We start from the raw sequence: 24,950 nt of genomic DNA on the forward strand, positions 1-24,950 counted from the left end.
CACTCTCGCAGCATCGTCGAAGTGTGACGCGTTAAGCGCTTATCAGGAGAGCAAAATGAAACCTCGGCTGAAAGTTTTCACTATCATTAGTTTGGCAATCTCCTCATTAGGAGGATGCAACGCGTTCCTAGCCACCGGGAAGATTCCCACAGCTTCCGATCACTTGATGATTCCTCACGACCTGCCAAACCAACGTCTTTTTGACTGCGCCGAACTCAGCATCAGCCAACTTTCTGCAACCGATAGTTCTTGGAGAGAGGTCACGCATAGGGACAGCACTAATGGAGTACTTGAATCCGGAACCTTTGACGATAAGAACCGCACCGGATTCCGCATGCGCATCGAACGTGCGCAAGGAGCGAACCAGGCGGATATAACGCTTAGAGGTGGCGGTCCCTACTTTATTGACCTAGGGGTGGCACAGGCGATGAACAACCTCAAGAGCTTGCTAGACTCGTGCGTCTCTAGCAGGAAGCAATAGCAAAGCATTCATGGATTGATCAGAGCATGCCGAAATATACGATTGAAGCAAGATCACTCAATGTTCTTGGTGTAGCTGGACACGATTTCTGGGTTTTGCGCGATGAGCGGGGGAAAGCTCTAGCTGAGTTACACGGCTTGGCCACTGATCGACAAACCGGCGAAGCACTTACAATAGGTACTGACGAGGCTAGGCATTCCCTTCGTGCTTGGAACCTTGCCCTCGATAGTGCATATGCAGCCTCAGTTGGCACCGACGTGAGTCGAAGTACCTTCATTGAGGATAACCAGCAATCACGCACAGTCGCCATCGGAGATAAGGATGAGATCCTTGCGCGTTGGAACACTGCAGTTAAAGCGATGCCAGAACTCAATGCACTGAATCTGAACTATCCCAAGTATGGCTTCAAGGTCTTTGGTGACACCGTTAATAGCAATTCCGCCTTCCGAACCTTAGGCGAATTGATGAGTTTACCGGTAGAGGGTTTTCCTGGCAGGATCGAGCCGGGCCTTGGCAACCGTATGCTGCCGCAGGAACGTATAGAGGAACTGCGCTACCGCGAGCAACCAACTGAGGATCGGGAGCCCGAGCGTAAGCCAGCTAACGACCCTACACGCTATGATCATCCGGATCACGCATTGATGCAGCAGATACGCAAGAAGATCGAGGGACTAAACGGTTCCGGCCACTTGCATGCTGCAGACAATGACCGCATCAGCGCCAGTGTTTACGCACTCGCCAAGCAAAACAATTTCAGTAGTGTTGACGAAATCGCCCTGAGCCAACAGACCAGCGCCGCAGCGGCTGGCGAAAAAATCTTCATTCTGCAGGGCGCTTCAGACAATCCTGCAGCACTGCGTGCTTACATGCCGACTAAGGAAGCGATACAGACCCCAGTTGAGCAGTCATTCGAAAAGGTGCAAACACTGCAGAGCAGTGGATCGGCACAGGAGCACGCGCAACAGCAACCTTCACACCAGATCCCGGAGCAGGAAGCACGGCAACGAACAACTGTGCCGTCTTTGTAGCAGCGTTGCCAATATCCCGATGTGAATCCCGGACGTAAACGCTTTATCTCACTTCAGCTATTTTCGCCGAGAGCATTTGCTTTCAGTGGATATTGCTATCCGAGACGCGCGCTCGACAAACCTTTCAGTTGCAGGCGAGAGAGCAGCTGCCGGCCGAAAAAGACAGGTGTAGGACCATTGCGGAGTGCCGAGGATCGGACGCATTACGATACCCCGATTACGGGCATTGATGATGCAATTCTGCGGCGCGATACCGATGCCATATCCCGCGGCTACAAGCACCGCCAGCAAATCGAAAGAAGTTACTGAAGTACAGCATAGATGAGCCCCACAATCATCCGTTGCTGCCTCGTTATAAAACCCTTCAGCGCAAGCGTTCGAGTACCAACAGATAAGTGGGTAGCTTAGGACCGCACCTAACGAAATGGCTTGATGCGCTAGTAATGGAGAGCGCGGGGGCAAGGCGAGAGCCAGACGGTCGCGCCATAGTGGCTGGACGGCCAGCGTATCAATTGCTGCAGGCCAGCCTATGCCCAAGTCGTAAGTACCGCCAAGTACGCCCGTTGAGAGCACGTCCTGGGTGACTTCCTCTAGTAGAACCGGTGTCTCGGGCTCTTCTGTTCGCTGAAGCGCAAGAAGATTCGCCAGCTCAGGTGACAGCACTGCTGGAGCGGCGGCAACCCTGATCGTTTGATGGCAATAATCCTGGCTCATGGTCTGTCCCTCTGGTGTAGGTAGGGGAAAGTCATAAAGCATTATACAAAGAGTTAAGTTTAACGTGGTTTAGTTAAGCTTGATGCGCGACGCTTTCGCTAATGCAAAAGCGCACAATGAAACCAGGCCGCCCAGCGGGCGCCACCACCTATGAGGCCGAGCCTGCGATAGCTTTCGGCAAGGCAGTACGTGCCGCACGTGTTGCGCGTCAGATATCGCAAGAAGAGCTTGCTACTCGCGCGGGTATTGAGCGTTCTCACATGGGGAAGATTGAACGTGGGCAACACATGCCTACCTTGGCATTGATCCTGAGAGTCGCTACAGCCTTGAACGAAACCGCGGCGAATTTGATGGCTGCTACCGAAAACAATCTGCAAGTCGACCTAAAAAATTGAACTGCACGCCGTGCAGCCCTCCCTCAATCGATTTTCTCCTTGAGGCGTGCCGTAAACCTGTCCAAAGAAATTGAGGTCGCCGTACCCGTGCTTTTCAGCATGTAGGTTGTAATAAGTGCCGAGTCATCTGCTAAAGGACGTATTACCACATCAGGATGTTTACAGGGCACCATCCTGGCGGCAGAGGCCAGACCGACTCCGTACCCAGCAGCAACGAGAGTGAGCATTACATCAAGTGACGCTGCCCGCTCAATAACGTTCGGTTGCTAGTCCAAGGCCTGCAAGAGCCGGGTGAGTACTCTGTGGTAGCCCTCATAAGCTTGGCGGTCGCACATGATCAAAGAGACCCGAAAGAGTTCTTCAACCGGAACCTCCCTGAAAGCCAGTAACGGATGGCGAGCCGGTATGACGACAACCATTCTTGCTTGCCAGATCGGTTCTACAGCGATTCCCTCCCCAACCACATCGGTGTGCGTAAAACCGACGGTGAAGTCTCCAGACCTCAATCCGCGCAGGAGCTCGGGAAGTGCGACTTCGGTTAGGCGAGCCTCAACTTCAGGTTCCTCCTCGCGGCACATTGCGAGAAAATCAGATAGGCGAGGGTCGATTGCGCCATAGGATACGGCGATACGCAAACTGCTTTTATAGCCCGAAGATACCGCTTTAACGTTGTCCCGAGCCTGTTCCAAGGTCGTAAACAAGCGCCGTACATCCGGCAGAAACACTTTTCCGGCTTCGGTCAGCTGTGTGCCTCTTCGGTCTCGATTAAACAGCAGGGTGCCCAATTCCTCCTCAAGCTCCTTGATGGTTCGGGATAAAGGGGACTGCTCAATGTGCAGACGTTCAGCTGCCCTCGTAAAGTGGAGCTCCTCAGCCAAAACAGTGAAGCATCGCAGATGTCGCAACTCCATGCGCCAGACTCCTTAAACGGTCGCAATCATCTGTGCCAACAGCAGAGGGATAAAATAATTCAGTTGCTGGCTCGTATCATCGCTTAGGTTGGCAACGAATTTCCTGACACAATTCATAGTTTGACGATGCGGAAATTTCTAATTAAGCAAAAAGAAGGATATCTGCTATAGATATCGCCCGACATGCTGGCACTACGCAATCAAGTCGATTAAAGTTAAGCTGTTTTTTATCAGCTGATGCTAACTGCACGCTTTTATCGAGCAGGAAACGGCTTGACCAACATAGAGGTCATAGTTCAACCTGCCCATAGCACATCCGTACTATTGAGCGCAGCCGATCAAACAGCTACGCTTTCGAAGATCGCACCCAGGAAAAAATTACTACGCACAACAAAAAATTAGTTCCATTACAACCACTACAAGCGGGTAATTCGTATTCAATTAGAAATGCAAAGGATATGGCTTTTATCAGAAGCTACTACTAGTTTAGGAATTTGCATTGCGCCTCGCTTTCATCAACTATTGGGAGTTGAAGCTGACGATTTCTGATAGGCGTCAATGCTCGCCAAGCATTCGAAATCCTGACGGTAAGACTGATTTCCTTTACTTTAGGTTCAAGGGCTGATCGCACAGCCTGCCAAGTCTCGCGCTTCATTTGAATCCCACTATTGATACTCCAACCGCCGTTTGGTGTTGGCGGTCGACCAACAAATAGTGGACGAAGGTATTGGAGAAGAAAGCCTGACACCCACGGGAAGTCCCGGACACCGCCGTGAAGATAAAAATTGCTCCATCGATAGATTTTCCACACGTCATGCACATCTACTGCGAATTCGATTTCACTCTGCCTTGTTTGAATGGCCTCAAAGAGCTTACTAAGGTCGATAGGGATCATTTCTTCTGGCTTGCTCGGGTCCACAAGGCTATTGACGCAAAAGGCATGTCGCAAGCGTAGCTCTATAGCCGTGCGAAGAACTGCTACAGGCGTGTAGGGAGCCCTATCGGCATGAGTCATGCCTGAGTAAACGCCGTAGATAATCTGCTCAGTGCCTTTAAAGACTTCAAATGGCGTTTCGCGTCGACGTCGCCATGCAGCAAAGAAGCCGTGCACGCCAGCAACTTCTCGGGCAGCATCTTCTAACAGAACTACTGCTAGCTCCATCATGTCCATTAGCGCTCGATGCAAAGTATGTATCGATGCATTCGCAGCAAAGGGCACCTCTGTTTTTGAAAACTGATCAAAATTAGCGATACTTGAGCAATATCGTTTAGCCTCTGCGTCCAACATGGTGAGCTGGGCTTGATAAAACGGGGCATCTGACATCTTCTTGCGGTCCGCCACCGAAACGATCAACCCCTGACGCACTGCCTCAGCATCTTTCATTGGTTTAAGTTTCAGCGGCACGGACGGTGCCTGAGCCTTCGGGTGCTTAGCTTTGGGGGTCAAAATGATGCCTCCTAGCTCGTCCCAAAGCCATGGAAGTGCTTCGTTCTGTACCCAAGTCCCCAAGGCAATCATGTTTACTGCGTTTACTTCTTTAAGCTGCGCAAGCCTTTCTGAATAGTCCTTGCTGTTCATGAATCTTCCTTTGTACTGTTGCTCTGAGCATTTATTTCCAAATCATGTTGCTTGACATAACGGATCGCCAGTTCAATCAGCGCGATCACCTGATCGGGGCGTTCCCGTCGACCGATCGCATAGAAGGCGAGCAGATAGAAGCAACAAGTCAGAATCAAGGGCGCCCACAGCATAAAGCTGCTGCCTTGCTTAGCTAGAATAGTGACAGAGATGGCGGCAGCTGCAAAAGCTGGGAAGATGCCGATTTTTCGAATATCACCGACCAGGAGTGACACTCGTCCGTCAACAGTACTCCAGCGATGCTTATATTGCAGCAATCCATACTCAAGGGTTATTTTGTCAAATTCAGCTAGCCTTCCGATAAACTGAGCGTCGTCCAAAAGATCGCTTTCCAACCGTTTCAATATAAGTGCAAACATTTTTCTCCGGTGTTGCCGAAAGAGTTGATAGAGCCCAATGCTGAGGGTGACAAAGTAAAGCAGTGAAATAAAGAGCAGGACCCAATTGGTAACCTGTATTGCACCGATCATCTTCACGACTGGCGCATCTGGCCCATAGCGATACCACGCTGCAAAAAATAGAATCACCAGAATAGTGATCAAGAAACTGATCATCAGCCAGTTTTCGATTTTCTTCAGCCACTTAGATGGCAAAGAAGCAAAGTTTTTGTCCTCGGCAAGGGTCATCTCTTCAAGTAACTTATACAGCGCAGCAACTTCTTCGTTTAGTGGCGCCATGATCACACCGTAAAAGTGAGCAATAGTGCATAATTCAATCAGTTGGAGAATTGCATTCCACTTGACCACCCTTTTACATTGCCACTGACCAGTCATTTGCATTCGACGTGACAAAGCGTTGCACAAGACTTGACCGGCGCTGCATGCCTTCGACCGGCTGGAGTCGACCCGAAGCAGGCCTTCGTTAAGGACTGCTAACGGCCAAAGCGGACAGTTACGAAGGGTTAGCAGCTCTTCCTTGACGCCTGGAGGCGTCTACAGAAGAAGGGGCGATTCAGGCTCAACGTTTTGCAGCAGGTGATCGTACTGCCTCTAGAGGTCGGCACTGCGGGCATTGCGCCAATTTGAGCATTTGTGACAGCATCGCATGTAACATCAACAGCTCCTGCTATCGGCATGGGACAATCAATCTCACGTAGGCGCGGGCCAAGGATTACCAGTGGCCAGGGGCTGAGCTGAGGGGGTAGTCAAGCTACAATTATACAAGGATAGTTTTGGTTATGTCGTACATTAACTTGCCCAGTGATCAGCAAGCTGCGATCAGCGACGTCGACGAGGCGGTGCTTCGGGCGGCAGTACAAAAGTGCCTAGACGAAGAGCGCGTAGGGCCGATTCATGGCCTTGGCTTCATTAACTGTGGGCCCTACGTGGCTAACAAGCTCCATGGTTTCCAACAAGCGATCGCTGAGTACAGCAATGCCAAGGCGCATGCGAAGCGCGAACGTACTCGGCAGGGTGCGCTGCATGCCGGCAGTGACCTCATTCACGCCGTGCAGCAAATGAAAGGGCGGCTCGAAACTGAGCGCCAAGAGGGGGACCTGTTCTTCATTGACGATCAGATTAGGCCGCCTTTCCATCTCAGCAAGCGGCTATCAGTGCAAGTGTCGTTCCGATGGCGAGCGTCGCCGTCTGCGGACTGGAAGCACGGGCAACTGACGTTCTTCTACGATTTCTCCCCTCATCCCAGCTACACTCTGCCCCTGCCCAAGCGCAAACCCAGTGCGGCCCAGGTAGCGAGGGATCTCGAAGATAGTCTGTATCGGGAGTGGGAGCGCTTGAAGGCTCAGGCGCTCTTCTCTATGAAGCAGTTCTTCCGCGATGGTGGCGACGGTGATGCGGTGCCTGAAGTGTTCGCCGTGAGGCCTAGTCCCTTCGGCGGGGGCTTAAATAACTTCAGCTGCAATTTTTGGCAGCCCGAGAGGCCGGTACCATAAATTCGAGCAAGCATCAGCCTCGGTAATTAGGGCTGATGTGAACGACTGTCCACTCACCAAGTCTGCGCAGACGTCCCCAGTATCGTGAACCGTACACCATCACGATGACGTCGAGCCCTATGTTGACCTAGGGCCAGAGCGTTGATCGTAGCCGTGCGATGCTATTGGTCATTTCAGGAGTGGATGATGGACAAGGAACAATTGGCTTCCAAGATTACTGGCCCTAAGCCGCAAGACTACCTGCGAGCGAGACGTCCGGAGCAATTCTCGGACTCTTTAAAGCTACATGAGTCGACTATCGACCGCTCCATGCTGGAGTACCATTTCGATACCCTGAACAATCGAAGCCAGGAGCTTGAGTTCGAGATATTCGTACGCAAGCTTTGTGAGCGAGAAATCTGTCCCAACCTGGTTCCTCAGACCGGGCCAACAGCAGGTGGCGACGGTAAAACTGACACCGAGACGTATCCTGTCTCCAGCCAAATCGCTTTCTTCTGGGGGCTAAACGAGGCTCCGGAGTCCCAGCGATGGGCATTCGGTGTTAGCACCCAGAAAGACTGGAAGACAAAGTGCACGAAAGATGTCGAGAGCATCATGTCCACTGGACGTGGGTACGTCCGTATCTTCTGTGTCTCCAGCCGGTTCATCAAGAACAGCCTGAGAGCGCAGCTTCAGGACGACCTTTCGAAAAAGCATGGCATCAAGGTGACCATCTACGATCGAACCTGGCTGCTTGATAAAACGCTGCAACCCAAGAACCAGCACCTTGCCATCGATCACTTAGGTCTCACTGGCAATATTGAGAGCAAAATTCAGATCGGCCCGTTCGACGCTGACAAGCAAATCCAGCTAACAGAGATCGAAAGTCAGATCGACCAAATCGAAGATCCAGGCCATTTGACGCTTTCCCAGGTCGACCTCTACACCAAGCGCGCCATCATCTGCAAAGAGCTGGAACGGGATTCCGCTGCTGTTGAGCATCAGTTCAATATCGCTGTGCGGACAGCGAAAAAGTTTGGTACCCATAGGCAGCATTTCGATGCCCTTTACCAGCTGACATGGGCCGCGTACTGGTGGCTGGAAAATACCGAACTCTTTGAGGAATCCTTTGAGAAAGCACTCGGTGTGGCCCAAGAGACCGAAAACGTTGAGGTGTGGGAGAGAGTCGTAACTTTGTTCAATCTAGTAGTCACCACTCATCGAGACGGTAAGTGCACCCTCGATGTGGACTCCCTAGAGACCACCATTCGAGAGAGATTGAACTCGATAGCCAACGACGCGGATATGATCAGCGGCGCACTACAAGCCAAGACATCTTTGGCGCTTCTGGATCTGCTGGTTGCCGAAAATGAGGAGCAAGCCAATAACACCTTCCGGTCGTTGAGCAAAATCGCTGATAGCGCCCATAAGCTGATTGGCTACCCTATGGCTCGTCTCGTCAACTTGCTGGAAGCTCTCGATGTGGCCTTCGGAGATCTCAAAGCTTATGAAGACCTGATGGATAAACTCATTGATGATGCGGGTGCGCGGGAAAATAGCCGGATTAAGGCAGATAAGTATCTGAGGCGAGGTGCGCTGAGCAGCGATAAAAAGGATTACTACAGGGCGATCAAGTGCTTCGGGTTATCTCTGTATGGGCTGTACAGCAGTGAAAGCAAGACGGAAGTCTTCTCTGCCCTTTACATGTTGTCCAATGCATACGACAAGCAGGGCCTGCTGTGGGCTGCGCGAGGAGCAGCGCTGATGGCAGCTTATGTAGTCACCGCTGACGCGCTTAAGGAACAGCGAAGCAGTGCCAAGCAAGCTGCTATTTACCAACGACTCATGTGGATTGAAGGTCAACTAGGTCGCGTAGGGCAGTCTTTGACTTGGTATCACTTAGCTCAACTGGTTTCTCAAACGCTGGATGAAAATCCGTGGACAGAAAATCAGAAAATGAATTATGAGGTTCTGATTGGTAAGCTATTTCTCAACGCCAATTTTTCAGACGTAGAAAGGATAGCCTGGTTACCGGACAAGCTGAATCAGTTGGATCTAGGGCTCAGTGCAGATGCGCTATTGGTTTGCTTAGGCCATGAAGATAAAGCGGGGCCTGAGGGTGAGCTAATTGATCTTAACTTTATGAATATGTGGCGCAGTATTGACATGGGGGCACCGGTGGCCCAGCTCGACCTATATCTGGATCGCTGGACATCCATAAGCTCCTACATCTTGGGTTGTAAGGTGTCTGTGTCCTTCCCTGTAAAATCTCCATGCATCGAGTTAGCGCAGCAATTGATGGCTGTATTAGAGAGTTTCTGCGCACCGATGATGGCAGACCATACAGCCGCTACAGTGCCCGCAGTGAATATTGATATCTTATTGGAAGATGAGGACAACTTCATACTGGAGCATAGTTTTGACACCGCTGCGCAGGTAACCTCTGCAGAGATCCTCTGTTCGCCGTTCAGTATTGCCAATTTGACCGATGAAAAACGAGATGCGATCAGGAACTTCTATAGTGAATTCTGCCTTCAATTTGTGTCCATCATTTGCCCTCAAATTGGCTGGTCGAGACTCGAAGAGATGCTTCGAGACGACAAAGCCCTGGAGCGAGCAGTTGTCTTCAACTGCAATATAGGTTTAGACGGCTATTTCTTGGGGCGTGATGCTGTCCCAGGCATCGGGTCTCATCAGGATGCTACCTTCGAATTGTATAAGCCAACTCGGCTCGTAGCTTGGTTTGAGCACTACAATATAGAGGCTATGGATTGGCGCCCTAAATCTGATGAGCCTGAGGAACGTCCAAAACATCCGTTCCAGTTTTCTACAATGAAGCATAGAGAGCTTAGGGTTGTCTCTCTCATTCAGGAGAGCCTGTGGAATCAAGCCGGCTGGAAGGGCTTAGGCTTTCAAACATGCAAAGGCGAAATTCCAGTGCTAATGTTCGCCTTCGAGAATGTCGCCGTTGGGCATAAGATATTCGAGAACATCGCAAAAACTATCGGAGAAAAAGATCCCAATAATGCGTTGCGCATCGCATTGATACGAGGCATTAACAGGCAGAATGCTGCGCATTATCGTGTGGGTATTACAAGTAATTTTGATCGATTTAATGATGGATCTTCGAAAGTCCAAACGGCACTTTCTAGGCTACATACCATGACGCCGAGTTCTTCTGAAAATATTGACCGATTTTTGAAAGATTACGAAATACATAAGAGGTGTCATGTTGCTACGGTGAATTCTAAGGGGGAGCTCGTTAGCCATCTAGAAACTTCTGGCATCGTCGTTATGCATGCCTGGGAGATCGATGAAAACGACCAGGAGATTTCGGCGATCCAGCCTGATGACGATATCCTTATTCCGGCAGGTATGGAAAATCCTCCAATCAGCCGTGCGTTGGCGAAGCTTCGTTCATTTGAAGCCAGATAATGATTAGCAATCTGCCTTAGGCGTCCGATCAATGGCGCCTGGGGAGCTTTGTGCCTTGCGACGAACGACGCATTCGGTTGAAATTGGTCCGAGTATTCGCTTCTGGTCGATTTCTGCCGCTCAGGGTCGGCCAGCGGACTGGTCAAATTCGATGCAAACGACTGGTCAAATCTATGCAATCACTCACAGTAAAGCGAAAAGTCCATCCCGCTACGCTGCTGTGAAAGCCCATTACTCGTGGGCCCGAATATCCTGAATTGGTAGCAGATCCATCACATCACAGAACAATGGCCGATGTTTCCAGTCGTTTCTGTCGCCAATCACATAGAGGCGCCGCTTGGCGCGCGTCGCCGCCACGTTCAGCAGGTTTGGTTCCGAAACAGCCCAGTTGCGAGCGCCAGATCCTGCCGTGTTGCCCCCCAGTACGACTATGACGACCGACGCCTCTTTGCCCTGCATAGTGTGGATGGTGCCGGACACCATCTTGCCTGGGAGCATGCGCTTTAAGTTCTGCTGCACAGCCTTGAAAGGAGTGATGACCGAAATATCTTTCGCCTCTACGCCATCGCCATGTAGCCGCTTGAGCAGGTCTCGTAAGACTTGGCCTTCTGCAGGCACCCAATTTCCTTCGGATGTGCCACTGATATGTATCCACCCTGTCGGCAGACTGGCGCGGGTGTCTTTGTCGGCGCGCGGCGCGATCGTTCCATACACCATCGCTCCGTCGTAGGCGATACGGTTGGCGAGTGCATACATGGGCCTGTCGCAGCGGCGATGCACGACCAGTGGCAATCCTACCCAAGACTTGCCGCCGGCAGGCCCAGCCATGCGCCCCCAAGGGGTGGCTTCGTCGGCCAGTACCTGCGCAGATTTTTGGTTGGGAATCCAGTGCGCATCAACGCCGTAACGTGTACGCATGTGTTCTAGCACTGCATCGGAGACGGTGACTATGGGCTTGAGTTGCAGAGGGTCTCCAACCAGCAACGCACGCCTGGACCGCCATAGCGCACCGACTGCAGCTTGAGGTGCGGCCTGACCAGCCTCATCCACGAGTAACCAGCCAATTTCACTTGCGCCCAATGAGCCAAACGAACGAGCGAATGATGCAAAAGTGCTGCTCAACACTGGAACGACCATGAACAAAGAAGCCCATGCCGAACGGATTGCGTCGCGCGACATCCCTTGAAAGCGTGAGCCACCCAACATCCCGTTAATCATGAACAAATTAGAGCGCAGTCTTGAAGCTTCCAGCTCGAAGAACGTCCGGTGGAGCTTCAATGCCTGGATGAAAACCCGCGCCCGTGCCTTCCGCCAGCCTTCAATGCGCCAGGGCTCGGCCAGTTCAATGACATCCCCACGCCCGATAGCATTGTCTTTCAACCAAGCGAGCAGATGGTCAGCCTGATGAGTGGTTGCGAGTTCCAAGGCATCGCTCGTAAGCGTTTTATCCTGCTGCTGCGATCCCTGAAGCACTCGACGCGCTTCAGCGATTTTTCCTTCCACCTGGGCCTTATCGCTATCAAGTTGTTGGGTGAGGCGCGTGATCCGCGCGAACTCAGCCTTAGCGATGTCATGCTGGCTTTCTAGCAGTTCCCGAGCGGTCCTCCAATCGCGTCGAGCATTTCCGAGACTGAATAAATTTGACCAGAAACCGGGCTTTTTTGGCAGCTTCTCAAGCGCGTCAATACACTTCTTGAGCGCCATGTTGGCGGGGCCACCTTCCTCGTTATCCAAGCGCGAGAGTTTATTTGCTACCTCAATCAGCGACTGTTCGAATGCTCGGAGTTTTTCGGAGTCTTCGGCAATCGTCTTCCTGATTTTGAGAATAGCCAAGATCAGCTCACGAATTCGACTGGCGTCATTGCATGCTTTGCGTTCTTCCGCCTTGACCGCCTCGTAATGAGAGACAGCTTGCTGCCACAACGCTTGACGTTGCTCTGGGGAGCGGTCCGCATTCGCTTCTACACTCACATTGAGCCAGCCCCAAAAACCCTTCGGGCCCTTGTCCTCCTCGGGTGGTGCATCTTCGTTCTGGTTCTCGCTATCGTCAGCGTGTTCCGTCTCAGCAGAGGGAGTCGAAAAGAGTGCCTCCACAATGTTGTCGACTTCCTCATCAGGCTCTACCTCAGTCTCGTCTTCTACCTCCGCAGCAGCCTTGTCTTCGCTGCCAAACGGGAGCTGACCATAGAAGTAACGATCGACGAACTTGTTGCGTCGTGCCTTGCTCCCCAATGCCCCAGAAATCAATCCCCACGCAGGTTTGCCCGAGACCAGCTCCCCCAGCTCGGCGAAGTACTCTGCTTCTGGCAACCAGCTTTCATCAATCTTGTCTCGCTGAGGCAGTTCGAGCGTGACATTTTCCACAGCACCGTTGTTGGATGAAGCGACCACGATTTCAAAGCCATAAAGTGCAGGATTTAGCTTGTAACTGTATTGCTGCTTACCACCGTCGTTGGCAGCTTCGCGTCCATCGCTCGCGAATGCATCTGATGCGCGACGTAGCTTGGCAAGCGTATCGGCGCGGCTGGTAATAATCGCTGCGATCAGGTCGCGTAATAGCGTCGTCTTGCCCGTACCAGGTGGGCCGTTGACGCCAAGCAGCCCGTGACCATCGGCAAGATTGGACTGGATTGTGTTGACTGCTAGCTGTTGGGAATGTACTAGGCCCAAATGGTGTTCTGTAGGCCAACAGCTACTGGCATACGCATCCGGCATCAGTCGTCCCATCAATGGCAGCGACGCACGCTGATCGTCCATATGCAGGCGAGGCTTTGGATCGTGATGACGCAGGTACTGATCCAGTGGTTCGCTTTTCACCCCTCTGGAGATCGCATCGGCGACATCTGCAAGATCGTCCAGCAAAAAGCTGTTCAGCGGATCGTCTTCCGACTCGGGTTTGTCGGGCTTGATTGGTTGTGAGCGAAAGCGAAAAAGACGGTGGTCCATCTCACCAAAAAAGTCCCCCAACCCCAGGAACTGGAGGGTCCAGTGAGTCAGTTCGCGCAAGCCTTCGCTTGATACCTCCCCCTCGAACTGACTGTTAGCGCGCTCCCTGAGGGTCTTTTGGTCGGTCTCGAACCCTCTAGTCCAATCTTTGCCGGTCAACACCCGCCCAAGAAACCACGCTTCGCTTGATAGAACGAAACTGTCATCGACCAGTCGCCCTCCCGCCGTAAATTTTGCCGCAAACACGGCTGACTCGCGAAACTTGGGTTCCTGGTAGCCCTGATCGGCGCCGTACATCGCATCGAGCTTCTCGGCAACGAGCCGACTGTCGTAAAGATGAGCATAGAGCGTGTGGCTCCATATGCGCTTCTTGGGCAGCTCCTGCTTACTGACGATACTTTCCGGGGTCCACGGAAGCAGCGGGCGCTGAATTGGCGTGTCATGGATAAACGCTTCGTATCGATTACTGCGTTTTTTCAGCTTGGGTGCTGATTGCGGTTGCAACAACTCGACCGCGTGCCAGTACCGGATGATGCTTTCTTGATCCATCAAATGACTTCCTCTAGAGCATGATATGAACTTTGCCCTTGTCACACTAACGTATACGGATGAAGCCTCGTAAGCCTCATTCAACCGACATTTCCGAAGAAGAATGGGCCTTTGCTGCGCCGTATTTGACACTAATGGATGCGCAGGCGCCACAGCGTAAGTAAGCGCTACGCGCGATGTTCAACGCACTGCGCTGGATCGCACGGGCCGGCGCACCATGGTGATTGCTTCCCAACGATTTCCGCCTTGGGAGCCGGTGTATCAGCAACCCAAAGTTGGCTGCAGAGTTCACTTTCCTGCAGGCGAACATACAAAGGTTGCGGGTTCACTTCCCACTGGCCGATGCGTAGGAACCCATTCGCACAGAAAGGCAATGCGCGATCCACATCGCGAACAGGAGCGTGGTGGTATTCCCGCAAAGTCTCAGAAGCATGTTTCTGAGTCAGCGGGCGATGCCCGTCAAGGCCTATAGCCCCACTTCGCGATGATGGCTTCCAAGATGGCTTGATTCGGTGCAGTCGCGCCTGGACATGTCGTCAGATATACCCGGCGTGCCGCCGCCGTGGCCGGTGGGTTGAAGGCCGGGCTCCATACCTGGATGGCGTGGAAGGTTGCGATCGGCGCTGCACATTCAGGAGACGGAGTGCCGAAGCCGGTCATGCTGGACATGCAAAGAAAGACCGAGCAAGGATCAGGCGCCTGGGCGCGAGCTGGGGCGCTCAGGCCAAGGCCTAAAGCCGCAGCCAGTGCGAAAGTGGCGGCAGTGGTGCGTGGCTTCATGACAAGTACCTCCCTGGTAGTGGTTGAAATGACGTGCTCGCTTAGATGTGGTGATGATGGCACGCTTTTACTTTGGCTGGGACGCCGTGCCTGGCGGCAGCGCTCTTTCCCAGCGTGACAGGGTGCCGTCCTCGTCACCGAAGAACACTGCTCATCGCGTGACCAAGCCGAATTGCATTCCAGGGCTCCCGCCAACTCCACGCTCCCCGCCACGGCCTCTGTCCATCTGATCAAGCCGAGGGGGCAAGGACGTCCATGTTTTTGCAGCAGGCTCTCTACATACCTGACGCGCATCTGTGGCGTACCCGTTTCACTGGGGTGTAGGGGCATGTACCGGTCTTGGTCACCCACACCGTTACGGCCCCCGCTCAGGTATGCTCTGGCGTCGTCAAAACTCAAGGTATTCCCATGGAAGGGCTGAAAAGTGTGACGCAGGGCCTGTTAACCGCTACGGCCTACTGCTTGGCGTTTCAACTGTCTTGGCACTGCTCACTGGATCAGTGGTACCTGCCAGCTGGCCTTCGGATCGCAGCGTTGCTGCTCGCCCCTTCTCGCTTGCTACCCTGGATACTGATGGGCGATGTCGCGGCATTGCTGATGATTCGGGTTCCTGCGATCAGCAGTGTCGGTGTCAATCCTACCTGGGCCTACGCAAGCCCCTGGATCCTGGTCCCGGCCATTGCTCTGGTCCCTATTGCTATTCGGGCAAGGTATGGGGCAGTACATCGCGCAGGAGCGTCACTGATCCCGATGCTTCTGGTCACGGCAGTCTGGGGCGCGCTCTGCACTCTGGGGACCAACATCATGCTCGACGGACCTTCGTCGGCAATAAGCGGCGTCAAGTTCGCCCGTTTCGCTGTAGGTGACTACCTCGGAATGTTGATGGTGGTCCTGCCGGTGCTTCTATGGATGCGCCGCCACGACGAAGAGACGCCCAGCCGCCTGACGCCTCATTGCGCACTGGCGGTTCTGGCGACTGCATTGATCTTTGCATTAGCAACACTGCCGCAAAGCAATGTTGCACGGTTGGGCTTAATGTCGTTGCTGATCGTTCCTGCCGTTCTACTCACCTGGCTGCATGGCTGGCGGGGCGCGGCCATCGGCGTTGTGCTGGCGAATACCGCTCTGGCATTTTCACTGCGAAATACGGGTGTGCTGGGGGCCTATGACTCAATAGGCTTTGTTGTGCAGGTGATGCTCGCAACAACGGCTACGGGACTATTCGTGCTGGGCGCGCGTATCTCCAGCACCCTTGCCGAAGTGCGCCTGCGTCTGCGAGGCGAGCAACAGGCATTGGATACGGCAAAACTGAGCTACCTATGGGCTGAGCGGGAATTGCGCGAGCACGTGATCGAGTACGTCGACATGAGGTACAGATGAACCGACTACGCCGCGACATCGAAAGTCATCTCAAGTCACGCGGACAACATGAAGCCGCCATGCGGATGATTCGCACGGGCTCTATCCAATCGAAGATGCTGCACGAGTACATCAATGCTTTGTACCCGCTGGAGATCGAGACGCATGGCCTCTATCACGTTTTCCGTTCGCCAGGCTTCGCCAGCTCCAGTCACACAGAAATCCACCCAGTCATGCTTCGCGGCAATCCCATGCAATTGTCTGTTGGGCTGCAGCTTGCCGTCTACAGATGCACCCAGCAGGCGATTGCCTGTCTGCCTCCAGCAAGGCGTCATACTATCAAGGCCAGGGTCGGAAAACTGCGCGGGCTCCAGGGCATTGCTGTATCTATTTACGGGGATAAGCCAGAGAGCAAGCCTGCCAGTCGGACCGCTCTTGAGAACACAGCAGAGTTGTCCAGCAGGGTGCGCTCGTATGGTGGCACCTGCCGGCGCCACCATACGGGCAAGATCAGCTTCTTTGTTTCCGAACCAACAGGGACACGATCAATTTTTAGGTACGATGAGCCAGCTGTCACCACGCGGGAGTGTCTGTAGCAGCACCGTCATACCATCTCCTTCATATACGACTGTACCGCTCGGGCGTGAACCCGCCGCCAAGAACGTGGTGCGGTCTGCATCGATACCAACCGGCATGACCCAACGGGTACCGTCGATCCACCCGATTGCAGTTCGGACATCGCCACTAGGGCCATTGACTTGCAGGTAGCGGATCCCATCTCGCTCGAACGTATACACGTGCAAGGTGCTGACAGCCGAGAGATCAGTAGCAGAGGGACGACTGGCCCCCAGCCCTGTTGTTGCTGCAGCGGGGCTATGACCGACATCCGGACAGCATGCCGCCGCACTGTATGACAGTGCCAGTCCTAGCAGTCCCACAGCAACTTTTGCCGCACGTTGGAAGTTACGCATCACATGTCCTTTCCCCTCGAAGAGGGAGTGCTCGCCTGCGGTCCAGGCAGCTGCGACGGTACGCGATCCAGAGCTTTCCTCGGTTGACAAATATCGTGCGGACTCAACCGGGCACGCCACTGCAGAGGGTGGGGAATTGCCGTTCCCGAATGTCAGATTTTTCCTACCCAGGCAACCTTGTCCCTTGAGGTGGCGGCCGCTAGACGGTGAGAGGACGGTCTGGAGGGGGAGCTGGTAGTGGCAATCTGCCTTGACCTATGCCAGAGTTCGACCCAACCTGCCTCAATAGCACATAAGGATAATGGCCCTAGCAGGCGCTCATCTCCGCACCCCCGGCGGCGTCTTTCTCGTCGCTGTGCCTGTGTCTGAACAAAATTCTCTCGCTTCATGATTGCGTTACGCGCTTGACTCCCCACCACCTGCCTGGGCTGCCTATCGCCTTCCGGGCTGTGCCCTCTATATCCCTCGTTTGCTATCCCCGCCATCCATCTGCACCAATAAGACCGACGAGTCCCGCCATGAATGACCGCTCACGCCGCTCACGCCTTTCATTTTCACGTCTCGCCGCAGGCTTGTTGCTTGCGGCCGGTCTTAGTGTTGGGCCCGCGAATGCAGTGGGAGTGATTGTCAATGACCCAACGTCGATGGCGAAGGCCTTACAGGAGTACGCAGAGCAGGCTAAGCGATGGACCGAGACCCTCAAGCAGTATCAGCAGCAGCTGGATCACTATCAGCAGCAGCTCATCAAGCTTCAGCGGTTGAACCTAGGGACGTCCACCATGGCTGACAACTTTGCCGAACGTCCAGAAGACTATGGCCTGGAAGACGACTGTCCGGGTGCCCCAAAGACAGGCCTCTCAGGGGTGCTGCAGCAATTCAAGTCTCTCGCCCCCAACATGAAAGGAAATATGGTGGAGGAGCAAATGAAGGTCTGCACACGCATGGTGCTGGCAAAAAATGCCAAGTACAACGAGTCGGTACGCATGCTCAAGCGCCTTATAGAACGCAACAACCAGTTTAAAGCGATTGAGGCGCAGCGCGACCGAGGTGGCACCAGCCAAGGGGCGCTTGCTGCCAACGATAACGAAGTTCAGCGTTTCGTAGCACAAAACGCCATGGACCTGGACTACTGGCAGGCCCAGATGACGGCATATGACAGCTATATCGTCGGGCTCAAGGAAGATCAGTCGCGAATGGCCAGAAAAGCTTTGGATGGCGACCAAAATAGCTGGCTCAAACCGCTGGGACAGCTCGTGCAGGCCGCAACGCTGAAAGCCGCGTTATCCAATTGATCGCTACACGACGACAGACAGGCAGAAGGTAATGGACGCAATTCTCCACGGAGCGATGAACTGGTTGCAGCCTTTGGCGGATATCGGCCTCGGTGAGTTCGTTTTCTTCAAACTGGTCAACGACTACTTCAGCAATGAGATTCAAGAGTTCGGCTTGGAGTTGATGAGCCGCGCTATGAGGTGGGTCAGTACGATCGCTTTGACAGTAACCACTCTGTGGGTACTGATTCTGGGCTATCGCATCGCAACCGGGCAGTCGCGTGAAAGTGCAATGGCGACCATGATCAAGGCCGGCAAGGTCGCGATCATCATCAGCCTTGCTTCAGCTGTCGGGGTTAACGGGGCAATGCTGCACCAGACCATGACCCAAAACCTGGACAAAGAGATCCATGGTCTTTTTACGGGTGATGAAGACAGCACCGCCTCCGATGCTATTGACGAAAATCTTGCCTACACGCAGGTGGCGTTGACCGCGCTGGATGCGGTGCGCGTCGACCCAACCGATCCGGAGGCAATAGAGAAGAAAGGCCGCGCTGTATTGATGGCGGGCTTCGGCACCGCCAGTCCGCCGATGGCGGCTGGAGCGATGCTGTTGTTGTTCAAGTTCACTATGGCGTTCCTGATCGGGATCGGGCCAATCTTCATCTTGGCACTGATCTTCGACCAGACCAAAGACCTGTTCAAGAAGTGGTTGTTCTACGTGATCGGCACGCTGTTCTCGATGGCAATGCTGTCGGTGGTCACGGCGATGGTGCTGAAATTCACAGCAAAAGTAGCTGCAGCCTATTGGGCTGCCCAACTCATCACATTGGGCAACGCTGAAGGACTGTCTAGCCAAGCCCTACAACAGGGCGGTATCGGACTGGTCATGACCTTGTTGATAATCAGCGTTCCAACGTTGGCGGCCGCAATTTGGCAGGGTAATATGGGTACGTTCATGGCGTATTCAGCATTTGATCGTGGCGGCGCGGCGAGTCCTGGGCCGCAGGGGCAACCAGCTGGGTCTTATGTGCCGCAGCGCACAGCAGCTAGTGAGGACAGATCAGAGGCTAACGTTCAGAAAGGTGTTGGAACGGCTACCAGGACTATAGCTGGCGCAGACTCCAGTGAAACAGTTGCTAAAGGCTCACGAGGCTTGGCTGGACAAAATTCACGGGATCAAGCTTAGTTAGCTGGCTCGACCTCTTAGAAAACCGTACAAGGTAATGGAAATGAAAAATACGGTCCTGTTGGTTTTTTTAGTTTTTATAGGCATGGGCACTAATGCCCAAGCTGAGCAGGGCTGCCCGCCTGGGCAGTATCCCATCGGGGGACAAGGGGTGGCTGCATGTGCGCCAATTCCGCAAGAAAACTCTATCCAGCAAGAGCCTCGTGCGAGCGGTAAGTGGATAAAAACCTGGGGGGCTATAGCTAGTGACGGGGGGGATAACTTGGGCGTGGCAAAGGGCAAGTTGACAAAGTCAGATGCTCAAGAAGAAGCGTTGTCAAAATGCAAATCCGTGAGCGGAAAAGAGTGCCAAATTGATTTCGTATACAAAAATCAGTGTACTGCGATAGCAGAGCCACATAAGAACGAAAGTGCTGTGCCAGGAGTACTTTCGTACACTGGTGGCCCAACGGTTGATGTCGCGAGTAGTGACGCTCTTGCAAACTGCAATAAACACAACAAAGGTTTAGACTGCAGAGTGATATATCAGGCATGCTCTGAGCCTTATTTTCAAAAGTACTGATCCGCTTCACAAGCCGAAAATAATTGCTTACTTAGGGATATTCCATGAAAAAGCTTAGTCTATTTGCAGCTTTCATGATGTATGCCACAGCTATCCAGTCACCGGCACAGAACGGCGGTTTCGATGAATTCCTTCCCTAATATAACAACCACCCATTTACCTTTCGCACAGTTGGCGTTCCAACGGACTGCTGGCTGCCGGTAAGCCCTGCGACAGGCACTTACGTTGTGACCTATCCCAAATGCTTCAACCCCGTCTCAGCACAGATGTTTGCACGCGCTTGCCCAAAAGCGTTTCCAACAGGCATCTCTTAAAGCTGGTCCCGTACCCCTGACCACGTTCGCCGTTAGTTCAATAGAGCTCGTAGGAGCGATGTAATGGATAGCGTGTTCTCGCCCCACACCGCACATTGGTACCGGTCACCCAAGGGCGTTCGGCGCATGTTGACTATCCTGCTGATGTCAACCTTACTGACCGCAAGCTTGGTTGTTCTTGCCTATCGAACTTCGTTTACGGTCCTGCTGGACCTTGCACAGTATGCGGCCACTATCTGTGCTGTATTGCACTTCGCTGTAGTGTCGATGCTGCTGAGTCTCATTGCAGGTGCTCTGAAAGTATGGAAAAAGCTGCAAGCAGACGGGAAAAATACCTGTGAATTGAAGCAGCTGCGTCGGGGCATCGTTAGTACAACTGCAATGACGGGTTTGATGTTTCTGCTAGCAGTGGGAGCGGCGTGTGTCCCCGCAGTGATGGAGATAATCAGACAAATCCCAGAGTTCGGGGTGGTGTTCGCTCTTATGATCATTGCCTTGCTGATACATGGCATCAACATCAACCGCGCCTGTCGACGACTGACCGACTCAGTCACGGCGGCGCAGCGTGCCGCACAACGCACGATGGCTGCATGAACGGGTATCTGAGGATCAAGATTGTCGGCTGGTTTTTTCTAGTGCTCTTAGCAGGATGCAACCCCATGAATACTGCCTCTGAAAGACACGACACCGATTCGACCACCACCGACGGCGATCCGGTCTACCGCAAGAACCCGCATCCGACACAGGCGTACCGGATCACGATGACCATCGAGGATGCGCCGGGGCCGTTTGAGTGGATATCAGGAACTGCGTTCTATGAAATGACCAACCACAAGCAATGCACGCCAATCGAGCCTATTGCAGGTGTCTGGAGCAAATCTAAAGAGGATGGAATACCCATCCATTTTAAGAAAATCAACGAATCTACATATGTGGCGACGATCTACGCAGATGGAATGGTGGATTCGGACTACTACGGCAAGGGCGTCTGCCGATGGGAGCTAACTAGCGCAGATGTTTCGTTAAGAGCTACCGGTAAGCATGAAGAAACACGATTTCAGCCAGGGATTTATAAAGATAAATTGCTTAGTGGCGAGCCGGGGGTGACATATTTCTGGTCTGGCGGATACCCGAAAGATGAAATGGATAACTATCCCGACTCTGGCCATTCGGACCCCACTCAGTTCAAGGAAAGTTTGCGCAACCAGTTGTTCAAAGTGACCCTGCTTTCCACCAAGGAAACGCCATGACTCTGACTGCGCAACAATATGCTGCTTTGGCGAGCTATGTTTATGACGAGCCACGCGAAACTGGTGAAAATAGTCGAACGGTAGATATCGGTGGTGCTCCATACAAGCGGCTTGAATACGTTGATAGGCCTTCTGGCTATCAGGGCATGATCTACAGGAGGGTCGACACAGGCGAACTTGTTGTCGCCCATCGCGGCACCGAGTTTGAGCGGCAACTCCAGCAGGATGGTGTGTCCGCGGATGGCGGGATGGTTGCAGCACGTCACAACAACCAGTCAGACGATGCAATTGAATTGACCCGCCATGCAATGGAGACAGCTGAGCGACTAGGCAAGCGTGACGGGCACAAACCCGACGTCTTTGTCACCGGCCATTCCCTCGGTGGCAACCTGGCCCAGGTCACCGCCCACCACTTCGGGCTCAGGGGCGAGACCTTCAACGCCTACGGCGCGGTCAGCCTGGATCGGCGGATTCCAGAAGGCGGCACCGACGTGATCAACCACGTGATGGCCGGCGATGCCGTCAGCGCTGCCAGCAAGCACTATGGCCAGGTGAAGGTGTATGCCACACCACATGAGGTTGCCACCCTGGAACAGGCTGGTTACGCCAATACCGCCAGTGTGCTGGATGCGCGCAATCCGTTTGTTGCCATCCCCCTGGGCGATTCGCACCGCATCCACAACTTCCTCCCAGTGGACGGCAACGGCAATCCAGATCGCTCGGTATTGGAAGACCCTAAAGCGCAGCAGTTGGCGCAAAAGTACTCACCGATGATCGACAAGTACCGCGACGACATAGCGTCGATGCGCCTCGGTGCCACGCTCGGTACACGTAGCATGCAGGCAATGACCATGGCCGATGGCATCGATCAGTTGCGCGGCACGCTCGCACCCGGCGCAGGGCGCGCGGACATGGCAGCGGCACGCTGGGAGGAGGTACAGCAGCGCATGCAGAGCGAGCATGCGCCGACATATGTCCCGCCAGGCTGGAAGATGCCTTTGGGCCCATCTGGCGGCGAAGTGGGTGCTCCGGCAGCACCGCGTGGTCGGTTCGACGAGCCTGCATCTGCATCGGTTCCCAACGATCCGCTTTACCAAGCCATCCACAGCAAACTACCTGCAGGAACCTCTCCAGCCGAAGCGATGCACGCCACTGTCGAGGCCAAACGCGTGGGTATCCTGCGTGTCGATCAGTTGCAAAGCGTGACCTCGCATCAGGACGCGGTTTGGATCGTCGGCCAGACACCGGGCTTCCGGGTCAAGGTGGATCTGTCCGAGACCGTGCCTCCATTGCAGGAAAGCATCCGCCAATCACAAGCCTTGGATGCCCAGCGGACGCAGCCGGACGTAGCTCAGCAGTCACCAGCGCGTGTGCTTTAAGGCTCTGAACTGCCACGTTGGCTCGACGAACACGGCTACGCGGGCTGCCAATTCACGTAGACACGCTCACTAGTCCCACGCCTCGACATCCGGTTTAATACTTACGGCCGTGGCTCTGAGGTAGACGTGAACGCTACTGGCTCACACTCAAGCACACCAATGAGGGGTAGACCTTCAGTCATCAAGTGAAGTGGATGCGTCCGTATGGATCGGCGGTTGTGAGTTTCCTTCCTGGAGCGTCAGGTATGGATTGTTTGGCGGAAGCTCCCCAAATACACCCTGCCAACGCTCAAGCAGGTAGCCGTGGAGCCGTCGCGATTTGCGAGGTCCGGTTACTTCGCACGTCCAGATGTTCAGGCCATTGGCTTGCTTACGGTGTAGATGCAATTTCTCAAATCTCTTTTGCGCCCACTGCCAATCTGCCATCTCTTCACGATTGGCATAGTCAGCGATTTGAGGATGTTCTTGCGCATAGCGCTGAAACACACCTGGGCTTACCAGATAGACGGCATCCGCCACGATATGCACCAGCGCCTTAGCGTCGTTGATGACAAGTCGGCGCGATGCAATCGCCTGCTGCAGCCATGTCACGAAATGATCGGCTGACATTTGAGTTGAGGTGCCATTCGACTCGTCCCTGGATGGTTGGGTACTGGTCGACATTGGATTTTTTTTCGCTGGGACGGACTCGCTCACCTGGTGTGGCTTTCCGGGAGCTTCAGGCATTGGCTGAGATGATGAACTTCCTTGGTCATCGCCCTTCGGTGGATCTGGTGCCCCAATCATTGCCAGCAGTTCATCCATCATATCCGGCGCGTTTCTCGCTACGGGTTGTGTGCTCAAGGAAGGCTTCGATTCCAACGGTGAATTGGCTCGATCATCGGCGGTGTCCTGCATGGCCGAGTCAAGCAAGTCCGGCGCACTCTGGCCGGTTGCATCGGCACCTTGGCCTGCTTCAACAAGCACCGTCCCCGCGTATGCGGCCGGCCGCTCACCAGCCTCCCAGATCAGGGCCGGCGAGAGCCGCAGTAACGTAAAGGCATGTGACCAGCCGCTTGAGCTGGTCACCGTTGCACGCCAGATCGCTTTGCCGTCCGGTGCGGGCTGGAGCATGCTGTGCTCTTGAAGAACGTTGAACACAGCCGAGTTGCTCGCTGGGATGCCGTCTATGCCTTGCGATAACAGGTGGGCACGCAACTTGTCCGAAATAGTCTTGCTCACCAGCCATAGCGCATCCTCCGTGAGCCAGCCATCTGATGCCTCTGGCTGGTTCAGTTTCAACTGCTCTTTTAGCAGGTAGCGCAGCCCCTCAAGCAGCTTGCGTTGCAGTGCGTGCTTTGGTGCGGCCATCACCTTCGCCGGATCTCCACCAAGCTCCTGCGCAACCGAGGCGCGATCGGCCTGGACCACCAATTCGCCAAGCATGTCAGCATGCTCATATTGGCCAGACAGCACGTAAAGCAACTGGGACCATAGGGCTGGATAGCCGCTGAGCCAGTCAAGCGCGGCGCTATCGAGTATCCGGGTGTAGAGCAATCCAGTCGCAGCCCCATGCAAGCGATATTCGCGACCCTCGCGATGGCGAAAACGATAAGGCTGGTTCAGTGGTCCATGCCAGGGGTGCCAGATCCTCCCCCCCTGCAGCTCTACATGCAGATCGACAGCGATCTTGCCGATGTCGTGTAGCAGTGCGGCATAAGCAACAGCTGCAGTCCAAGCCTCCGCTTGCGCCGCTTGGTCCTCAGGCGAAGCTCCTGCGGGGAGCAGGTGCGACTGTCGCAACTTCAACGCGAACGCGACGATTTCAAGGCCATGATCCAGCATGCCTCCCAGGTACGCGTGGTGATGGCTTTCAGATGTCGACTCCCCACAATTCAATGCCAGCTAAAACTAGAGGTCTGCGGTTG

Annotated in this window: 16 protein-coding genes and 3 pseudogenes; 13 read left to right on the forward strand and 6 right to left on the reverse strand. The window is 53.9% G+C overall.

Annotated features, from left to right (window positions below; all coding sequences use genetic code 11):
- The first annotated feature begins 55 nt into the window (after positions 1-55).
- Positions 56-481 carry a hypothetical protein gene (locus XaplCFBP3123_RS15235; protein ID WP_104534792.1) on the forward strand — a complete coding sequence of 142 codons (426 nt, stop codon included), beginning with the start codon at positions 56-58 and terminating at the stop codon, positions 479-481.
- Positions 482-507: 26 nt separating this feature from the next.
- On the forward strand, positions 508-1,509 hold the full coding sequence (locus XaplCFBP3123_RS15240; protein WP_104534793.1) for an XVIPCD domain-containing protein: 1,002 nt from the start codon (positions 508-510) through the stop codon (positions 1,507-1,509).
- A 57-nt stretch (positions 1,510-1,566) separates the two neighbouring features.
- Here the strand turns inward: XaplCFBP3123_RS15240 and XaplCFBP3123_RS15245 are convergent, their stop codons facing one another.
- A complete protein-coding gene (locus XaplCFBP3123_RS15245; RefSeq protein WP_104534794.1) occupies positions 1,567-2,223 on the reverse strand; it encodes a LysR family transcriptional regulator substrate-binding protein in 657 nt (218 codons plus the stop codon).
- A 101-nt stretch (positions 2,224-2,324) separates the two neighbouring features.
- On the opposite strand from XaplCFBP3123_RS15245, the gene XaplCFBP3123_RS15250 reads away from it, so the two are divergent.
- Entirely contained in the window at positions 2,325-2,618 is a 294-nt protein-coding gene (locus XaplCFBP3123_RS15250; protein WP_039512342.1) for a helix-turn-helix domain-containing protein, read from the forward strand.
- A 266-nt stretch (positions 2,619-2,884) separates the two neighbouring features.
- On the opposite strand, the gene XaplCFBP3123_RS15255 is transcribed toward XaplCFBP3123_RS15250, so the two are convergent.
- The 3 genes from XaplCFBP3123_RS15255 to XaplCFBP3123_RS15260 form a co-directional block, all read right to left on the reverse strand.
- Positions 2,885-3,529, reverse strand: a complete 645-nt coding sequence (locus XaplCFBP3123_RS15255) for a LysR family transcriptional regulator (protein ID WP_429001632.1) — start codon at positions 3,527-3,529, stop codon at positions 2,885-2,887.
- 481 nt (positions 3,530-4,010) lie between these two features.
- A complete protein-coding gene (locus XaplCFBP3123_RS21265) occupies positions 4,011-5,108 on the reverse strand; it encodes a hypothetical protein (protein ID WP_146091355.1) in 1,098 nt (365 codons plus the stop codon).
- Entirely contained in the window at positions 5,105-5,941 is an 837-nt protein-coding gene (locus XaplCFBP3123_RS15260) for a hypothetical protein (RefSeq protein WP_253254213.1), read from the reverse strand. The genes XaplCFBP3123_RS21265 and XaplCFBP3123_RS15260 overlap by 4 nt, the downstream gene beginning before the upstream one ends.
- 404 nt (positions 5,942-6,345) lie before the next feature.
- On the opposite strand from XaplCFBP3123_RS15260, the gene XaplCFBP3123_RS15265 reads away from it, so the two are divergent.
- The gene (locus XaplCFBP3123_RS15265) at positions 6,346-7,059 is read left to right on the forward strand and encodes a hypothetical protein (protein ID WP_104534795.1); all 714 of its coding nucleotides are present in this window, start codon (positions 6,346-6,348) and stop codon (positions 7,057-7,059) included.
- Positions 7,060-7,245: 186 nt separating this feature from the next.
- A complete protein-coding gene (locus XaplCFBP3123_RS15270) occupies positions 7,246-10,473 on the forward strand; it encodes a hypothetical protein (RefSeq protein WP_104534823.1) in 3,228 nt (1,075 codons plus the stop codon).
- Between the two features lie 231 nt (positions 10,474-10,704).
- On the opposite strand, the gene XaplCFBP3123_RS15275 is transcribed toward XaplCFBP3123_RS15270, so the two are convergent.
- Entirely contained in the window at positions 10,705-13,968 is a 3,264-nt protein-coding gene (locus XaplCFBP3123_RS15275) for a DEAD/DEAH box helicase (protein ID WP_104534796.1), read from the reverse strand.
- Positions 13,969-14,027: 59 nt separating this feature from the next.
- Here XaplCFBP3123_RS15275 and XaplCFBP3123_RS15280 point away from each other — a divergent pair.
- From XaplCFBP3123_RS15280 to XaplCFBP3123_RS15325, 8 genes and pseudogenes are all read left to right on the forward strand, one after another.
- Positions 14,028-14,189 (forward strand): annotated as a pseudogene (locus XaplCFBP3123_RS15280) (transposase); the annotation flags it as partial.
- Between the two features lie 967 nt (positions 14,190-15,156).
- Positions 15,157-16,703 (forward strand): annotated as a pseudogene (locus XaplCFBP3123_RS21860) (MASE1 domain-containing protein).
- Between the two features lie 1,019 nt (positions 16,704-17,722).
- Positions 17,723-18,370 carry a hypothetical protein gene (locus XaplCFBP3123_RS15300; RefSeq protein WP_033836538.1) on the forward strand — a complete coding sequence of 216 codons (648 nt, stop codon included), beginning with the start codon at positions 17,723-17,725 and terminating at the stop codon, positions 18,368-18,370.
- Between the two features lie 31 nt (positions 18,371-18,401).
- Entirely contained in the window at positions 18,402-19,538 is a 1,137-nt protein-coding gene (locus tag XaplCFBP3123_RS15305) for a type IV secretion system protein (RefSeq protein ID WP_104534797.1), read from the forward strand.
- Between the two features lie 43 nt (positions 19,539-19,581).
- Complete coding sequence (locus tag XaplCFBP3123_RS15310; RefSeq protein WP_172453288.1) at positions 19,582-20,100, forward strand: DUF4189 domain-containing protein; 519 nt, start codon at positions 19,582-19,584, stop codon at positions 20,098-20,100.
- Positions 20,101-20,477: 377 nt separating this feature from the next.
- The gene (locus XaplCFBP3123_RS15315; RefSeq protein WP_104534799.1) at positions 20,478-21,008 is read left to right on the forward strand and encodes a hypothetical protein; all 531 of its coding nucleotides are present in this window, start codon (positions 20,478-20,480) and stop codon (positions 21,006-21,008) included.
- The gene (locus XaplCFBP3123_RS15320) at positions 21,005-21,664 is read left to right on the forward strand and encodes a hypothetical protein (protein ID WP_053045106.1); all 660 of its coding nucleotides are present in this window, start codon (positions 21,005-21,007) and stop codon (positions 21,662-21,664) included. Before XaplCFBP3123_RS15315 ends, XaplCFBP3123_RS15320 begins: the two co-directional genes overlap by 4 nt.
- Positions 21,661-23,043 carry a DUF6792 domain-containing protein gene (locus XaplCFBP3123_RS15325; protein WP_104534800.1) on the forward strand — a complete coding sequence of 461 codons (1,383 nt, stop codon included), beginning with the start codon at positions 21,661-21,663 and terminating at the stop codon, positions 23,041-23,043. The genes XaplCFBP3123_RS15320 and XaplCFBP3123_RS15325 overlap by 4 nt, the downstream gene beginning before the upstream one ends.
- Positions 23,044-23,217: 174 nt before the next feature.
- On the opposite strand, the pseudogene mobH reads toward XaplCFBP3123_RS15325, so the two are convergent.
- Positions 23,218-24,900: pseudogene (mobH, locus tag XaplCFBP3123_RS15330) on the reverse strand (MobH family relaxase); the annotation flags it as partial.
- Between the last annotated feature and the right edge of the window lie 50 nt (positions 24,901-24,950).

The organism is Xanthomonas arboricola pv. populi (assembly GCF_002939945.1).
GTDB lineage: Bacteria > Pseudomonadota > Gammaproteobacteria > Xanthomonadales > Xanthomonadaceae > Xanthomonas > Xanthomonas arboricola_A.

Excerpts from the sequence above, each read along its gene's own strand:
- XaplCFBP3123_RS15235 (WP_104534792.1), top strand. The coding sequence starts at position 56 with ATGAAACCTCGGCTGAAAGTTTTCACTATCATTAGTTTGGCAATCTCC.
- XaplCFBP3123_RS15240 (WP_104534793.1), top strand. The coding sequence starts at position 508 with ATGCCGAAATATACGATTGAAGCAAGATCACTCAATGTTCTTGGTGTA.
- XaplCFBP3123_RS15245 (WP_104534794.1), bottom strand. The coding sequence starts at position 2,223 with ATGAGCCAGGATTATTGCCATCAAACGATCAGGGTTGCCGCCGCTCCA.
- XaplCFBP3123_RS15250 (WP_039512342.1), top strand. The coding sequence starts at position 2,325 with ATGCAAAAGCGCACAATGAAACCAGGCCGCCCAGCGGGCGCCACCACC.
- XaplCFBP3123_RS15255 (WP_429001632.1), bottom strand. The coding sequence starts at position 3,529 with ATGGAGTTGCGACATCTGCGATGCTTCACTGTTTTGGCTGAGGAGCTC.
- XaplCFBP3123_RS21265 (WP_146091355.1), bottom strand. The coding sequence starts at position 5,108 with ATGAACAGCAAGGACTATTCAGAAAGGCTTGCGCAGCTTAAAGAAGTA.
- XaplCFBP3123_RS15260 (WP_253254213.1), bottom strand. The coding sequence starts at position 5,941 with ATGACTGGTCAGTGGCAATGTAAAAGGGTGGTCAAGTGGAATGCAATT.
- XaplCFBP3123_RS15265 (WP_104534795.1), top strand. The coding sequence starts at position 6,346 with ATGTCGTACATTAACTTGCCCAGTGATCAGCAAGCTGCGATCAGCGAC.
- XaplCFBP3123_RS15270 (WP_104534823.1), top strand. The coding sequence starts at position 7,246 with ATGGACAAGGAACAATTGGCTTCCAAGATTACTGGCCCTAAGCCGCAA.
- XaplCFBP3123_RS15275 (WP_104534796.1), bottom strand. The coding sequence starts at position 13,968 with ATGGATCAAGAAAGCATCATCCGGTACTGGCACGCGGTCGAGTTGTTG.
- XaplCFBP3123_RS15300 (WP_033836538.1), top strand. The coding sequence starts at position 17,723 with ATGGCGAAGGCCTTACAGGAGTACGCAGAGCAGGCTAAGCGATGGACC.
- XaplCFBP3123_RS15305 (WP_104534797.1), top strand. The coding sequence starts at position 18,402 with ATGGACGCAATTCTCCACGGAGCGATGAACTGGTTGCAGCCTTTGGCG.
- XaplCFBP3123_RS15310 (WP_172453288.1), top strand. The coding sequence starts at position 19,582 with ATGAAAAATACGGTCCTGTTGGTTTTTTTAGTTTTTATAGGCATGGGC.
- XaplCFBP3123_RS15315 (WP_104534799.1), top strand. The coding sequence starts at position 20,478 with ATGGATAGCGTGTTCTCGCCCCACACCGCACATTGGTACCGGTCACCC.
- XaplCFBP3123_RS15320 (WP_053045106.1), top strand. The coding sequence starts at position 21,005 with ATGAACGGGTATCTGAGGATCAAGATTGTCGGCTGGTTTTTTCTAGTG.
- XaplCFBP3123_RS15325 (WP_104534800.1), top strand. The coding sequence starts at position 21,661 with ATGACTCTGACTGCGCAACAATATGCTGCTTTGGCGAGCTATGTTTAT.